Source organism: Lysobacter sp. S4-A87 (assembly GCF_022637455.1).
In the GTDB taxonomy this organism is placed as follows: Bacteria; Pseudomonadota; Gammaproteobacteria; order Xanthomonadales; family Xanthomonadaceae; genus Lysobacter_J.
Genome location: NZ_CP093341.1, coordinates 3,399,189 through 3,412,778, shown reverse-complemented (window position 1 = coordinate 3,412,778; position 13,590 = coordinate 3,399,189). Strand labels below are relative to the sequence as shown.

Below are 13,590 nucleotides of genomic sequence, written 5' to 3'. Positions count from 1 at the left end.
GCGGGCCGGACGTAAAGCGGACAGACGTAAAGCGCTCGGGGGTATGTTCAGGCCACTCCTTCCAGGGACTGGAAGGAGTGGGGCGTGACTCAAAGCCCCGCGGCGTGCCGCCAGAAAGCATGCGTGAGCGGCGGCAGGCGCCCGACCATGCCCAGCAGGTGTCCGCGCAGCAACGTCGGCACCAGCGCATCGTTGGAGAACAACCGGTTGATGCCATCGAAGGCATACGCCGAGACCGCATTGGCACTTCGCTGTTGACGCGCCCAGCGTGCCAGCCTTTGCGGCGAACCTGGATCGATGCCGCGCTGATGCGCCTGCGCCACGACCGCGCGCAGTGTCGCCACGTCGCGCAGGCCGAGGTTGACGCCCTGCCCCGCCAGGGGATGCACGGCATGGGCGGCATCGCCGATCACCGCCACGCGTCCGCTGGCCTGGCTCTGTGCGAGCTGCAGCCGCAGCGGGAACGCCGCCCGCTTCGATACCTCGACCAGCGCTCCCAGGCGCCCGCCGAACGCCAGCTCGAGCTCGCGCAGGAACTGCGCCGGTTCGACCTGGAGCAGACGCGCGGCTTCCTCTTCGGGCAGCGTCCAGACAATTGAACTGGTGTGCTCGTCGCTGGCGAACGGCAGGAACGCCAGCGGCCCGGTCGGCAGGAACCGCTGCCAGCAGGTCGCCTGGTGCGGCCGCTCGCTGCGAACGAACGCCACCAGGCCGCGCTGGCCGTAGTCACGGCGCGGCGCTTCGATGGCAGCCAGTGCGCGCACCCTGGATTCGGCGCCGTCGGCTGCAACCAGCAATCGGGCCCGCAGCGAGAGCCCGCTGTGCAGGTGCACGGTCGCGCCTTGCTCGTCCTGTTCGAACGCGGTCACCGAGTCTGGGCAATGCAACTGCACCCCCGCGCCAGGCAATGCCGCCCACAGTCGATCGACCAGCAAGGCATGCTCGACGATCCAGCCCAGTTCGCGGCGACCGAACGCATCGGCATCGAAGGCCAGTTCGTCGCCGCCGGCCGCATCCCATACCCGCATCGCGCGGTAGGGCTGCGCGCGCGACCCGCGCACGCCGGCCCAGGCGCCCAGGTCGTCGAGCAGCGCAGCGTTGTCCGGCGCGAAGGCATACACGCGCAGGTCGATGGCGTCCGAACCGGTCGCCTCCGCGCGCCATGCCGGTGGCTCCTTCGCTTCGACCAGCGCCACGCGCAGGCCATCGCGGGCGAATGCCAGTGCCGCCGCTGCGCCGACCACGCCGGCACCGACGACGATCACGTCGAGGCCACCGCGGCGACTCATCGCGCCATCTCCCGGCACAGTGCCGGCACGTCGCCGCGGTATCCCATGGCACCGCCGACCAGGAACGATTGCGCCGATGGCAGACGATCGACCGCGAACAAGCCCAGGCTGCGCAGCGGCCGCAGCAATGGCGCGTCGTTGGCGCTCAACCGGGCCAGTCCGTCGGAAAAACCGGTCGTGCGCTGGCGATCCTCGCGACGCCGTTCGACATGGGCCGCGAGCAGTTCCGTCGCACCGCAATCGGCGGCAGGATCGGCGCGGCGGGCGTGTTCGATCAGCTCGGCCAGCGTCAGCGCATCGCGCAGGCCAAGGTTGAATCCCTGCGCACCGATCGGATGGATGGTCTGCGCGGCGTTACCCACCAGCACCGCGCGCGCCGCGGTGGTGCGACGCGCCAGCACGCGGATCGCCTCATGCGCACTGCGCGGACCGCAGCCCAGGAAGCGCCCGGCACGCCAGCCGAACGCATCCTGCGCGCGCGCAAGGAAGCCGGCCTCGTCGAGTGCGGCGACCGCTTCGGCGTGTTCACGGGCGACGGCGTGGATCAGTCCGTAGTGGCGATCGCCTCGCGGCAACAACGCCGTCGGGCCTTCGTCGCCGAGGCGCTCGTACGCGGTGCCGTCCGGCGGCCGCGCCGCGCGCACGCGGGTGACGAACAGGGTCTGGCCGTAATCGTGTTCATCCACGCCAATGCCGAGCGCGTCGCGTACGCCGCTGCGGGTGCCGTCGGCGGCGACCAGCAGCTGCGCCTTCAGCACGCGCTCGCCGTCGCCGTCGGCCACGCGCACGGCACAGGCCGCCTCGTCGCCCGGCACCAGGCCGAGGAAGCGCGTGGGCCGATAGCGCGCCAGGCGCGGCAGTTCAGCCAGTCGCGCTTCGAGCGCTTCGCCGAAATCGCGGGCGATGACCACCCGGCCAAATTCGCTGCGGCCGTAACGCCGGGCATCGAGCAGGCTGCGGCCAAAGTCGCCGCGGCGGCTGATGTGGATGCGCTCGATCGCACCGGCCGGCGCACGCAGCTTCTGCAGCACGCCCAGCGCCGACAGCGCGTTGACCGTGGCCTCGGCGAAGCTGAGGTTGCGTTCGTCGAATACGGCAGGCAGTGCGCCAAGCGGCGCCGCTTCGACCAGGCCGACATCGAGGCCGATGCGCTCGAGCGCGATCGCCAGGCTGGCACCGACCAGGCCGCCGCCGACGATGAGGACGTCGTGAAGACCTCGTCCGGACGGGCCGGACATGCGGGCCGCCTGGGCCAGGGTGGAAGCCGATGCGGAGGCCGGGGAACTGGGGGGGGAAACAGGCATTGCGTTATGCTAGCCGTTCCTGAAGGCCGTTACCTTCCAAAGAATCGACCACGATGAACCGTCCCGCCTCCGAGAAATCCGCCTTCGACAAGGTCTTTGCCCCCGGCCCGCTGGTATTGGCTGGAATGATCGTGGTCGCCGCGCTGACCCGCCTGCTGCCGCACCCGCCGAACTTCTCGCCGGTCGAGGCCATGGCCCTGTTCGGTGGTGCCTATTTCGCGTCCAGGCGCTGGGCGTTCTTCGTGCCGCTGGCCGGCATGCTGATTTCCGACATCGCCCTGGCCGCGATCAACGGCGGCCTGTATTCGACCTGGTTCGGCAGCGCCGGCATCTGGGTCGTGTACCTGTGCGTGGCGCTGACCACCGCGCTGGGCCTGAAGCTGCGTGGTCGCGTCAGCGGTTCGCGCGTGCTCGGCTACTCGCTGGTCGGCTCGGTGCTGTTCTTCGTGGTCACCAACTTTGCCTCGTGGGCATTCCAGGTGACGCCGATCTACCCGATGACCGCCGCCGGCCTGGGCGCCGCCTTCGTCGCCGGCATCCCGTTCTTCCAGTGGACGGTGCTGGGCACGCTGTTCTACGCCGCGCTGCTGTTCGGCGGTTTCGCCCTGCTGCGCCAGCGCGTGCCGGCGCTGCGTATGCAGACGGTCTGACCTTCGGATAGCCGGATCTGTGGGCAACCGCCTCAGCAAGATCTACACGCGCACCGGCGATGACGGCACGACCGGTCTTGGCGACGGCAGCCGCGTCGCCAAGGACTCGGCGCGCGTGGCGGCCTACGGCACGGTCGATGAGGCCAACTCGTGCATCGGCCTGATCCTGGCCGCGGACGTGCCCGACGACATCCGCTCGCTGCTGACCACGGTCCAGCACCAGATGTTCGACCTCGGCGGCGAGCTGTGCATCCCCGGTCACGCCGCGATCTTCGACGCTGACATCGACCGCCTCGAGCAGCAGCTCGACGCGTTCAATGAACCTCTGCCAGCGCTGAAGGACTTCATCCTGCCCGGTGGTGGCGAAGCGGCGGCCCGATGCCACATCGCCCGCACCGTCGTACGCCGCGCCGAGCGCGAGACGGTGGCGCTGTCGCGGCTGGAGCCGGTGCGGCCCGAGGCGGTGCGTTACCTCAATCGCCTGTCGGACCTGTTGTTCGTGCTGGCGCGAGTGCTGGCGCGTGCCAGCGGCCACGGCGAAGTGCTGTGGAACCACGATCGCCGCAAGGCCTGAGCACGCTGCAGCGGACTGGCTGACATGCGCGTCTACAGCCATGTGGCCTGCACTCGCCACGATCCCGGCCCCGGCCACGCCGAGCGGCCCCTGCGCCTGGTCGCAGTGACCGAAGCACTGCGCGAGAACTTCACCTCACTGGACTGGCAGGAAGCGCCACGCGCGAGCCGCGGGCAACTGCTGCGCGTGCACGACGACGCATTGCTGGCGCTGGTGCTGGACACGGCGGTGGATGGACCCATGGCGCTCGACCCGGACACGGTGCTCGGGCCGGGTTCCGCCGAGGCCGCCCTGCGTGCCGCCGGTGCCGGCATCGCCGCGGTCGACGCGGTGATGCACGGTGAAGTGCAACGCGTGTTCTGCGCGGTGCGCCCGCCGGGCCACCACGCCACCGCGACGGTGGCGATGGGGTTCTGCCTGTTCAACAACATCGCAGTGGCCGCCGCACATGCCTGCGAGAAGCACGGCCTGTCGCGCGTGGCCGTGGTCGATTTCGACGTGCACCACGGCAACGGAACGCAGGCGATCTTCGATACCGATCCGCGGGTGATGTACCTGAGTTCGCACCAGATGCCGTTGTATCCGGACACCGGCTACGCCAACGAGCGCGGCGTCGGCAACATCGTCAACGCCCCCTTGCCGCCTGCCTGCGGCAGCGACGCATTCCGTCGTGCCTGGCAGGAAAAGCTGCTGCCGGCGCTGGACTCGTTCCGGCCGCAGTTGCTGTTCGTCTCGGCCGGCTTCGACGGGCACAAGCGCGATCCGCTGGCGCAACTGGAACTGGAGACCGATGACTACGCCTGGCTCACCCGCCAGCTGGTCGCGGTCGCCGATCGCCATGGCAACGGCAGGATCGTGTCGATGCTCGAGGGCGGCTATGACCTGTCGGCGTTGCGCGAATGCAGCGTCGCGCACGTGGGTGCGCTGCTCGGCGGCCAGGCGCAGTCGCCGGCGCCCTGACCCGCGCAACGGGGACGAAACGGGCCAAAGTCACATCGGCCACAGCGTCTTGACGCGGAAATGAACAAGGATGTGGGCATGATGGCGCTCGCGTTGCCCGCTTGCAGTGGATGCGGCAAGCTAGCGACCCGTTTCCCCACGCCAAGCGACGGTTCCCGAGTGCGCCAATCCCTACGCCTGCTCCCGTTGTCGCTGTGCATCGCGCTGGCCCTGCCCGCGCACGCCGCCGACGGCGACGGAGAAGACTGGGGCCTGTGCCCGATCGTGGACGCCGTGCCGTCGTTCGACGACGCACCCACGCCGATGGGCAACCTGGCCACGCGTGGCCAGGAACCGACCGACATCGACGGCGGCCAGCTCGAGCGCTCGGCCAATGACCAGGACATCGTCGTCCAGGACAACGTCAAGCTCAATCGCGGCGACCAGTTCCTGGGCACCGACAAGCTCAGCTACAACGAGGAAACCGGCAAGTACAGCGCCATCGGCCACGTCCGCTACCAGGACTCGGGCATGCGCGTGACTGCCGCCCGCGCCGAGGGCGACCAGACGGCCGACAAGCACCGCATCGAGGACGTGCAGTACCAGCTGACCCAGCGTCGCGGCAACGGCGGTGCCCAGCGCATCGACCTCGATGGCGCCAAGGGCAGCATGGTCGAATCGACCTACTCCACCTGCGCCCCCGACCAGCGCGCCTGGGAACTGCGCGCGCACCGCATCGACATCGACACCGCCGAAGGCATGGGCGTGGCCCGCAACGCGACGATCCGCATCGGCAAGGTGCCGGTGATGTACGTGCCGTGGTTCATGTTCCCGGTCGACGAACGTCGCCGCACCGGCCTGCTGTATCCGCAGTTATCGATTTCCGGCCGCAATGGTTTTGACTGGAAGCAGCCGGTCTACCTCAACCTCGCACCGAACTACGACGCCACGCTCTTTCCGCGCTACATGAGCGACCGCGGCAGCCTGCTCGGCGCCGAGTTCCGCTGGCTGTACCCGAACGGCCGGGGCGAGGTGTACGGCAACTGGATGCCGAAGGACGACCTGCCGGGCAACGAGCCCGATCGCTATCTCAACGACATCAACGGCAATCCGATCCCGGGTGCCACGCTGCCGGAAGACAATCGCGGCCAGTTCGCATTGACGGCCAGCCACAACCTCAACAGCGCCTGGTACGCCAACACCAACCTGGGCTGGGTCAGCGACACGCACTACTTCGAGGACTTCAGCAGCAGCCTGTACGGCATCTCGAACTACTCGATCCGCAGCGACGCGGGCCTGTATGGGCGCGGCCGGTACTGGGAAGCCAGCCTGATGGCCGACCACTACCAGTTGGCCGACTACACCCTGACCGACGCCAGCCTCGCCTTCGACCGCCTGCCTCGCGCCTATGCGCACTGGGCGCAACCGTTTGGAACCTGGCTTCAGGCGGGCGTGGACTCCGAACTGGTGCGCTTCCAGCACACCGAGTTCCTGGGCGGCTCGCGCTTCGACGTAAAGCCTTTCATCGCCATGCCGCTGGAAGGCGCGAGCTGGTTCATCCGACCCAAGCTTGCCTGGCGCTATACCGCCTACCAGATGGACGGAAACGGCTTCGAGCGGGCCACCGAGTTCGTCCGCCGCTACGGCGGGACGGTGACCCCCGAGCTGATCCAGCAGTTCAACGACAGCAATCAGAGCCGCAGCCTGCCGATCACCTCGGTTGATGCCGGCCTGTATTTCGACCGCAACACCACCATCCGTGGCGACGGCTACCTCAATACGCTCGAACCGCGCATCTATTACCTGAACGTTCCCTACCGCGACCAGTCCGGGCTGTCGATCTACGACACGGGCGCGACCACGTTCAGCTGGGGCCAGCTGTTCCGCGACAACCGCTATACCGGCGCCGACCGCCAGGCCGATGCCAACCAGCTGACCGCCGCCCTGACCACGCGCCTGATCAGCGAGGAAACCGGCCAGGAGCGGCTGGCGGCGAGCCTGGGGCAGATCTTCTACTTCGACGACAGCCGGGTCACCCTGCCCAACGAGGCGCCGATCGAGCAGGGCAAGTCGGCCTGGATCGCTGACGCCAGCGTCAGCCCGAGCGACCGCTGGACGCTATCGGGCACCTACATGTGGAATCCGAAGTACCGTGCCGAGGACATGACCAGCTTCCGGGCGCGCTACATCTTCGACAACAACGGCGTGGTCAACTTCGGTTACCGCTACCGCCGCAACGCCAGCTTCCGCCCGGGCATCGACCCGCCGGAGAGCAAGGACCTGCTGGAACAGGCCGACTTCTCCTTCCTGTACCCGATCAACCGCACCTGGAGCGTGGTCGGGCGCTACTACTACTCGATCCTCGACAAGAAGCAACTTGAGGCGATCGCCGGTGTCCAATGGGAAAGCTGCTGCCTGGCCGCCCGCCTGGTCGGCCGCCGCTACCTCCGCAATCGCGATGGCGAACTGGATACCCGCATCATGTTCGAGTTTGAACTCAAGGGCCTGGGCTCGGCCGGGCAGAACGTAGAGCGCGCCCTGCGCCGTGGTATCCTCGGCTACAACCGCGATGACCTCTATCTCGTGCCGCCCAGCTCCGCGGAGCGCCTGAACAACGGCGGCGGCCAAGTCGAATCAACTCCCGACCCGACCCTATGAAGAAACTACTCGCGTCCGCCCTTGCCGTCGCGGTGCTCTCCGGCGCCCTGCCGCTGGCGACCGCCCTGGCCCAGGAGCCCTCCAGCTCGGTTCAGCCCATGGACGGCATCGCTGCCGTCGTCGACGAGGACGTGATCCTCAAGAGCGAGCTCGACCGCGCCGTCGCCAACATCCTCGGCCAGTACGCCGGCCGCGAGAACCAGCTGCCGCCGCGCGACGTGCTCGAGCGCCAGGTGCTAGAGCGTCTGGTCCTGGTCAAGCTGCAGGTGGCCCGCGCCGCCAGCACCGGCGTCCGGGTGACCGACCAGGAAGTCGACCAGACCATCGCCGGCATCGCCCAGCAGAACCGGGTCAGCCCGGAGCAGCTGCGCCAGCAGCTGGCCCGTGAAGGCACCTCCTACGCCGATTTCCGCACCTCGATCCGCGATGAACTGCTGATCCAGCGCCTGCGCCAGCGTTTCGCGCAGAGCCGCGTCACGGTCAGCGACTCCGAGATCGACGCCGCCATGGCCGCCCAGGCCAACAGCGGCAACCAGTACCACCTCGCCCACATCCTGGTGCAGCTGCCGGAAGGCGCCACTGCCGAGCAGATTGCCGTCGCGCAGAAGAAGGTCGAGGGCGTCAAGGCCCTGATCGACAAGGGCGAGATGGACTTCGCCGCGGCCGCGGTGCGCTACTCCGACAGCCCCAACGCGCTGGAAGGCGGCGACCTGGGCTGGCGCAGCGTCGACGAGATCCCGCAGGCCTTCGCGACGCTGATGCGCAGCATGAACGTGGGCGATGTCACCGCGCCGATCCGCGGCCCCAGCGGCTTCCAGCTGGTCAAGCTGGTCGAGACCCGCGACGCCTCGCAGGCCGCCCCGGCGATGGTCACGCAGTACCAGGCCCGCCACATCCTGGTGCGTGTCGACAGCACCACCGACGATGCCAAGGCCAAGGCCAAGGCCACCACCCTGCAGGCCCGACTGGCCGGCGGCGCCGATTTCGCCCTGCTCGCCCAGGAGAATTCCGACGACGCCAGCTCGCGCGGCAAGGGCGGTGAGCTGGGCTGGTTCACCCGTGACGAATACGGTCCGGAGTTCGGTTCGGCGGTCGCCGGCCTGCAGCCGGGCCAGGTCTCGTCTCCGGTCCGCACCCAGGCGGGCTGGCACGTCATCAAGCTCGAAGGCTCCCGTGAAACCGACGTCGGCGACCGCAACCGCCGCGCCCAGATCCAGGAAACCATCGGCCGTCGCAAGCTCGAGGACGAGTGGAACCGCTACCTGCGCGAAATGCGCGGGGAGGCCTTCGTCGACGTCCGCGTCGGCAAGGCCGCAGAGCCTGCCACGCCTGCCACACCGGCCGCGGCACCCACCAGCGGCAGCTGAGCGACCCGATGAACCCTGTTCGGCTCGCGCTGGTGCCGGGCGAGCCGGCGGGTGTAGGACCGGAGCTGTGCGTACGCCTCGCACAGCGCCCACGTGATTACTCACTGACGGCCTTCGCCGACGCGCGCAGCCTCCACGCCGCCGCCGCCGCCCTGGGCCTGCCGCTGCAACTGCGCCCGCCCGGGCAGCCGGCACTCGAGCCCGGCGAACTGGCCCTGGTCGATCTGCCCAATGCCGTCGTGCCGGCGTTCGGCCATCCCGATCCGCGCAATGCGCAGGCGGTTATCACTGCCCTGCTGCAGGCTGCCGAGGGCTGCCTGGAAGGTCATTTCGACGGCATGGTCACCGGCCCGGTGCACAAGGCCGTGATCAACGAAGGCGGCATTGCCTACAGCGGCACCACCGAACTGCTTGCACGACAGGCCGGCCGCGAGGTCGTGATGATGCTCGCCAACGACATCGTCCGCGTCGCCCTGGTAACGACCCACCTGCCGCTGCGCGCCGTCGCCGACGCCATCACCGCGCCGGCACTGACGGATGTGCTGCTGACAACCCACGCCGCGCTGCGCGACGACTTCGGCATCATCGAGCCGGTGATCGCCGTGCTCGGCCTGAACCCGCATGCCGGCGAAGCCGGCCACCTCGGCCGCGAGGAGCTGGACATCATCGAACCGGCGATGGCCGCGCTGCGCGCGCAGGGCCTGCAACTGGTCGGCCCGTTGCCCGCCGACACGGCGTTCCTGCCGGCCAAGTTGCGCGGCTTCGACGCGGTGGTGGCGATGTACCACGACCAGGGACTGCCCGTGCTGAAGTACAGCGGCTTCGAGCACGCGGTGAACCTCACCCTCGGCCTGCCCTACCCGCGCGTCGCCGTCGACCACGGCACGGCGCTGGAACTGGCCGGCCAGGGCGTGGCCGACCCGTCGAGCCTGTTCGCCGCCGCCGACACCTGTGCCCGCATCGCCCGTGTCCGGCGCAGCGCTCCGGTCATGGGCACAACTTCCAAGAGCACGCCCGCATGAGCACGCGCCACTTCACCGAGCCGGCAAAGAAACACCTCGGCCAGCACTTCCTGCACGACCGCCGGATCATCGACATGATCGTGCAGGCCGTCGACCCCAAGCCGGGCGATCGCCTGGTCGAGATCGGTCCGGGCCAGGGTGCCATCACTTTCCCGCTGCTCGATCGCCATGGCGAGCTGACCGTGATCGAGTTCGATCGCGACCTGATCTTCCCGCTGACCGATGCCGCACGCGCGCACGGCACGCTGGAGGTGATCCACCGCGACGTGCTCACCGTCGACTTCAGTGCGGTCGCCAGGAGCGGTGCCGGCGAAGGCCAGATTCGACTGGTCGGCAACCTGCCCTACAACCTGTCCTCGCCGATCCTGTTCCATGCCCTGGAACACGCCGCGGCGATCCGCGACATGGTCTTCATGCTGCAGAAGGAAGTCGTCGACCGCATGGCTGCCGGCCCGGGCAGCAAGGTCTACGGGCGGCTGGGCGTGATGCTGCAGGCCTATTGCCACGTGACCCCGCTGTTCGACGTCCCGCCGGCTGCGTTCAAGCCGCCGCCGAAGGTCGATTCTGCGGTGGTGCGCCTGGTGCCGCGTGCGCCCGAAACCATTGACGTGGCGGATCCGGCGATGTTCACCGCGGTCGTGCGCGACGCATTCGGGCAGCGACGCAAGACCCTTCGCAATGCGCTGTCGAAACTGTGCGATGCGGCCGCGATCGAGGCGGTCGGCGTGCGCCCGGACGCACGCGCCGAACAGATCGAAGTCGCCGATTTCGTCCGCCTTGCCAACTCGCTGGCCGCGGCGCCCGCGCGAACAGATCACGCGTGACAGGCAGTCCAACGTCAATGAACGCCCCTTCAATGCAGGCCGCTTTGACGCCGCCGCCGGGCAGCGAACCACACCGCACCTCGTGTAGACCGGTCCCCGGCCCGGCCATTTCGACACCCGTGCACACAACGTTGACCAATTTTCGACGCCTCGCCCTACACTGTCGGCATGGAACGCAGTACCGATTACGCCGTCGACGTCTCCGTCGCCACCCGTTACCTCGATGACCAGTCCGAGCCTGGCCAGGACCGTTATGTCTTTGCCTACACGATCAGCATCCGCAACAGCGGCCGCGTGTCGGCACGCCTGCTCAGCCGTCGCTGGCTGATCACCGACAGCAACGGCAAGATCCAGGAAGTCGAGGGTGAGGGCGTGGTCGGCGAACAGCCGTACCTGCGGCCCGGCGACGACTTCGAATACACCTCCGGCGCCGTGCTGGAAACCAGCCACGGCATGATGGAAGGCAGCTACCACATGCTCGCCGACGATGGCACGCAGTTCGATGCGCCGATTCCGGCCTTCAGCCTGTCCGTGCCGCGAACGTTGCACTGACCGGGCCCATCAGCACATGACCACCTGGGCCATCGGCGATCTGCAAGGCTGCTACGACGCGACCCAGCGCCTGCTGGAAAAGATCGCTTTCGACCCGGCGCGCGACCAGCTGTGGTTCTGCGGCGACCTGGTCAACCGCGGCGGACAATCGCTGGAAACCCTGCGCCTGGTCCACTCGCTGCGCGCCAACAGCGTGGTCGTGCTGGGCAACCACGACCTGTCGCTGCTGGCGATAGGCGAACGGCGCGAGGACGAACAGCGCAAGGTCAACCAGGACCTGCAGCGCATCGTGCTGGCCGAAGACCGCGACGAACTGCTGACCTGGCTGCGCATGCAGAAACTGGTCCACGCCGATCGCAGGCTGGGCTGGATGATGGTCCACGCCGCGCTGGCGCCGCAGTGGTCCACGCAGATGGCCGAGCGCTTCGCCCGCGAGATCGAGGAGCGCCTGCACGGTGACCAGTTCCGTCGCCTGCTCAAGAACATGTACGGCGACAAGCCCGCCTGGCATCCCAAGCTGGCCGGCGTCGAGCGTCACCGCGCGATCATCAACGTGTTCACGCGCCTGCGTTACTGCACGCCGCGCGGCCGCATCTCGTTCGAGGACAAGGGCAGCCCCGGCACCCAGCCGGCCGGACTGTACCCCTGGTACGAAGTGCCCGGACGCGTGGAGCGCGACCTCAAGATCGTCTGCGGCCACTGGTCGACGCTGGGACTGTTCATCGGCCACGGCGTCCACGCCATCGATACCGGTGCGGTGTGGGGCGGCAAGCTCACCGCGCTGCAGCTCGACACCGATGAGCTGCGCCTGGTGCAGGTCGCCGGACGCGATGTTCCCGCGACACCGCCGCGACCGCGTCCGCCGTACCACGCCGATGATCGCAACCGCCAACGCCAGCAGCGCCAGCCGCAGGGCGGACAGCCGCGCCAGGGGCAGCAACGCGGCCAGGGCAATGGCGGGCAAGGCAGGCAGCGCCAGAACGAACCCGCGGCCCCGCCGCCGCCCGTGGAAACCGACCAGGACTGACCGCGCAGCAAGCGACTTCCGTCATCCCCGCGAAGACGGGGTCATAGCGACGCCGCTGTGCTGATCAGGCGCGCACGTAATCGATGAACTCGAAGGCGTGGGCGTGCTTTGCGTCCGCCTCATGCCGTTCGCGCGCCACGACACGCCACAGCGTCTCTTGCATGACCGGAAAAAAGGCATCGGCCCCATCGACGACGGTGTCGACATGGGTCATGTGCAGTCTTGTTGCCAGCGGCAGGCACTGCGCATAGACCTCGCCCCCGCCGATCACGCACAGCGCCGGCGCACCGGCGGCCTCGGCAATGCCCATCGCCTCCCTGATGGACGCCACCGCCTGCATCCCTCCGAACGGCACCTGCCCCGAGCGCGTCAGCACCAGGTTGAGGCGCCCGGGCAGCGCGCGCCCGAGGGACTGCGCGGTCTTGCGCCCCATCAGCACCGGCTTGCCCATCGTCAGCGCCTTGAAGCGCTTGAGGTCATCAGGCAAGCGCCACGGCAGGTCGTTGTCGCGACCGATGGCGCGGTTGCGGTCGTGCGCCGCGATGAGGACGAAATCGATCGGCGGCAACGGCATTCAGACCGCCACCGGCGCCTTGATCGCCGGCAGCGGATCGTAATGCTCGATCGCGATGTCGTCGTACTGGAAGCCGAAGATGTCGCGCACGTCCGGATTGAGCCGCAGCGTAGGCAGCGCGCGCGGGGTCCGCGAGAGCTGCTCGCGGGCCTGCTCGAAATGGTTCGAGTACAGGTGTGCGTCGCCGAGCGTATGCACGAAGTCGCCCACGCCCAGGCCGCACACCTGCGCGACCATGTGCGTCAGCAGCGCATAGCTGGCGATGTTGAACGGCACGCCGAGGAAGATGTCGCCACTGCGCTGGTACAGCTGGCAGCTGAGCTTGCCGTTGGCGACGTAGAACTGGAACATCGTGTGGCACGGCATCAGCGCCATGCGCGGCAGGTCGGCGACATTCCACGCCGAGACGATCAGGCGACGCGAGTCCGGGTTGCGCTTGATCTCCTCGACCACCCAGCGGATCTGGTCGATCTCGATGCCGTCGGCCCCGGCCCAGCGTCGCCACTGCTTGCCGTAGACCGGTCCGAGCTCGCCATCGGCGTCGGCCCATTCGTCCCAGATGCTGACCTTGTTGTCCTTCAGGTAGGCGATGCTGGTTTCGCCCTGCAGGAACCACAGCAGCTCGTGCACGATCGAGCGCAGGTGCAGCTTCTTGGTCGTGACCAGCGGGAAGCCTTCGGCGAGGTCGAAGCGCATCTGCCAGCCAAACACGCTGCGCGTGCCCGTGCCGGTGCGGTCGGCCTTGTCGCTGCCGCTTTCGAGGACGTGGCGCAGCAGGTCGAGGTATTGCTTCATTTCAGCCAGTCATCC

Annotated in this window: 13 protein-coding genes; 9 read left to right on the top strand and 4 right to left on the bottom strand. The window is 68.4% G+C overall.

Features of this window, described 5'->3' with window-relative positions:
• Positions 1-89 precede the first annotated feature (89 nt).
• Together MNR01_RS15330 and ubiH are read right to left on the bottom strand one after the other, a co-directional pair.
• A complete protein-coding gene (locus MNR01_RS15330; RefSeq protein ID WP_241918617.1) occupies positions 90-1,289 on the bottom strand; it encodes an FAD-dependent oxidoreductase in 1,200 nt (399 codons plus the stop codon).
• Positions 1,286-2,527 carry a 2-octaprenyl-6-methoxyphenyl hydroxylase gene (ubiH, locus tag MNR01_RS15325; protein WP_241918616.1) on the bottom strand — a complete coding sequence of 414 codons (1,242 nt, stop codon included), beginning with the start codon at positions 2,525-2,527 and terminating at the stop codon, positions 1,286-1,288. Before ubiH ends, MNR01_RS15330 begins: the two co-directional genes overlap by 4 nt.
• Before the next feature lie 119 nt (positions 2,528-2,646).
• Here ubiH and MNR01_RS15320 point away from each other — a divergent pair, with 119 nt between their 5' ends.
• The 9 genes from MNR01_RS15320 to MNR01_RS15280 all read left to right on the top strand — a co-directional run bounded on the left by MNR01_RS15320 (position 2,647) and on the right by MNR01_RS15280 (position 12,206).
• Positions 2,647-3,243, top strand: coding sequence for a DUF6580 family putative transport protein (locus MNR01_RS15320; RefSeq protein ID WP_241918615.1), 597 nt, complete (start codon positions 2,647-2,649; stop codon positions 3,241-3,243).
• A gap of 19 nt (positions 3,244-3,262) precedes the next feature.
• Positions 3,263-3,817: a cob(I)yrinic acid a,c-diamide adenosyltransferase gene (locus MNR01_RS15315; RefSeq protein ID WP_241918614.1), complete on the top strand. Its 555-nt coding sequence runs from the start codon at positions 3,263-3,265 to the stop codon at positions 3,815-3,817.
• 24 nt (positions 3,818-3,841) lie between these two features.
• Positions 3,842-4,777: a histone deacetylase family protein gene (locus MNR01_RS15310; RefSeq protein WP_241918613.1), complete on the top strand. Its 936-nt coding sequence runs from the start codon at positions 3,842-3,844 to the stop codon at positions 4,775-4,777.
• Positions 4,778-4,936: 159 nt separating this feature from the next.
• Entirely contained in the window at positions 4,937-7,414 is a 2,478-nt protein-coding gene (gene lptD / locus MNR01_RS15305; protein WP_241918612.1) for an LPS assembly protein LptD, read from the top strand.
• A complete protein-coding gene (locus MNR01_RS15300) occupies positions 7,411-8,781 on the top strand; it encodes a peptidylprolyl isomerase (protein ID WP_241918611.1) in 1,371 nt (456 codons plus the stop codon). Before lptD ends, MNR01_RS15300 begins: the two co-directional genes overlap by 4 nt.
• 8 nt (positions 8,782-8,789) lie before the next feature.
• Positions 8,790-9,803 (top strand): 4-hydroxythreonine-4-phosphate dehydrogenase PdxA, encoded by a 1,014-nt coding sequence (gene pdxA, locus MNR01_RS15295; RefSeq protein ID WP_241918610.1) that lies wholly within the window; start codon positions 8,790-8,792, stop codon positions 9,801-9,803.
• Positions 9,800-10,627 (top strand): 16S rRNA (adenine(1518)-N(6)/adenine(1519)-N(6))-dimethyltransferase RsmA, encoded by an 828-nt coding sequence (gene rsmA / locus MNR01_RS15290; RefSeq protein WP_241918609.1) that lies wholly within the window; start codon positions 9,800-9,802, stop codon positions 10,625-10,627. The genes pdxA and rsmA overlap by 4 nt, the downstream gene beginning before the upstream one ends.
• A 168-nt stretch (positions 10,628-10,795) precedes the next feature.
• A complete protein-coding gene (apaG, locus tag MNR01_RS15285) occupies positions 10,796-11,179 on the top strand; it encodes a Co2+/Mg2+ efflux protein ApaG (RefSeq protein WP_241918608.1) in 384 nt (127 codons plus the stop codon).
• Positions 11,180-11,195: 16 nt separating this feature from the next.
• A complete protein-coding gene (locus MNR01_RS15280; protein WP_241918607.1) occupies positions 11,196-12,206 on the top strand; it encodes a symmetrical bis(5'-nucleosyl)-tetraphosphatase in 1,011 nt (336 codons plus the stop codon).
• 64 nt (positions 12,207-12,270) lie between these two features.
• On the opposite strand, the gene MNR01_RS15275 is transcribed toward MNR01_RS15280, so the two are convergent.
• A complete protein-coding gene (locus tag MNR01_RS15275; RefSeq protein WP_241920650.1) occupies positions 12,271-12,765 on the bottom strand; it encodes a dihydrofolate reductase in 495 nt (164 codons plus the stop codon).
• A 15-nt stretch (positions 12,766-12,780) separates the two neighbouring features.
• A complete protein-coding gene (locus MNR01_RS15270; RefSeq protein WP_241918606.1) occupies positions 12,781-13,575 on the bottom strand; it encodes a thymidylate synthase in 795 nt (264 codons plus the stop codon).
• Between the last annotated feature and the right edge of the window lie 15 nt (positions 13,576-13,590).

Coding starts and splice junctions, on each gene's coding strand:
- MNR01_RS15330 (WP_241918617.1), bottom strand. CDS start 1,289: ATGAGTCGCCGCGGTGGCCTCGACGTGATCGTCGTCGGTGCCGGCGTG.
- ubiH (WP_241918616.1), bottom strand. CDS start 2,527: ATGTCCGGCCCGTCCGGACGAGGTCTTCACGACGTCCTCATCGTCGGC.
- MNR01_RS15320 (WP_241918615.1), top strand. CDS start 2,647: ATGAACCGTCCCGCCTCCGAGAAATCCGCCTTCGACAAGGTCTTTGCC.
- MNR01_RS15310 (WP_241918613.1), top strand. CDS start 3,842: ATGCGCGTCTACAGCCATGTGGCCTGCACTCGCCACGATCCCGGCCCC.
- MNR01_RS15300 (WP_241918611.1), top strand. CDS start 7,411: ATGAAGAAACTACTCGCGTCCGCCCTTGCCGTCGCGGTGCTCTCCGGC.
- pdxA (WP_241918610.1), top strand. CDS start 8,790: ATGAACCCTGTTCGGCTCGCGCTGGTGCCGGGCGAGCCGGCGGGTGTA.
- rsmA (WP_241918609.1), top strand. CDS start 9,800: ATGAGCACGCGCCACTTCACCGAGCCGGCAAAGAAACACCTCGGCCAG.
- apaG (WP_241918608.1), top strand. CDS start 10,796: ATGGAACGCAGTACCGATTACGCCGTCGACGTCTCCGTCGCCACCCGT.
- MNR01_RS15280 (WP_241918607.1), top strand. CDS start 11,196: ATGACCACCTGGGCCATCGGCGATCTGCAAGGCTGCTACGACGCGACC.
- MNR01_RS15270 (WP_241918606.1), bottom strand. CDS start 13,575: ATGAAGCAATACCTCGACCTGCTGCGCCACGTCCTCGAAAGCGGCAGC.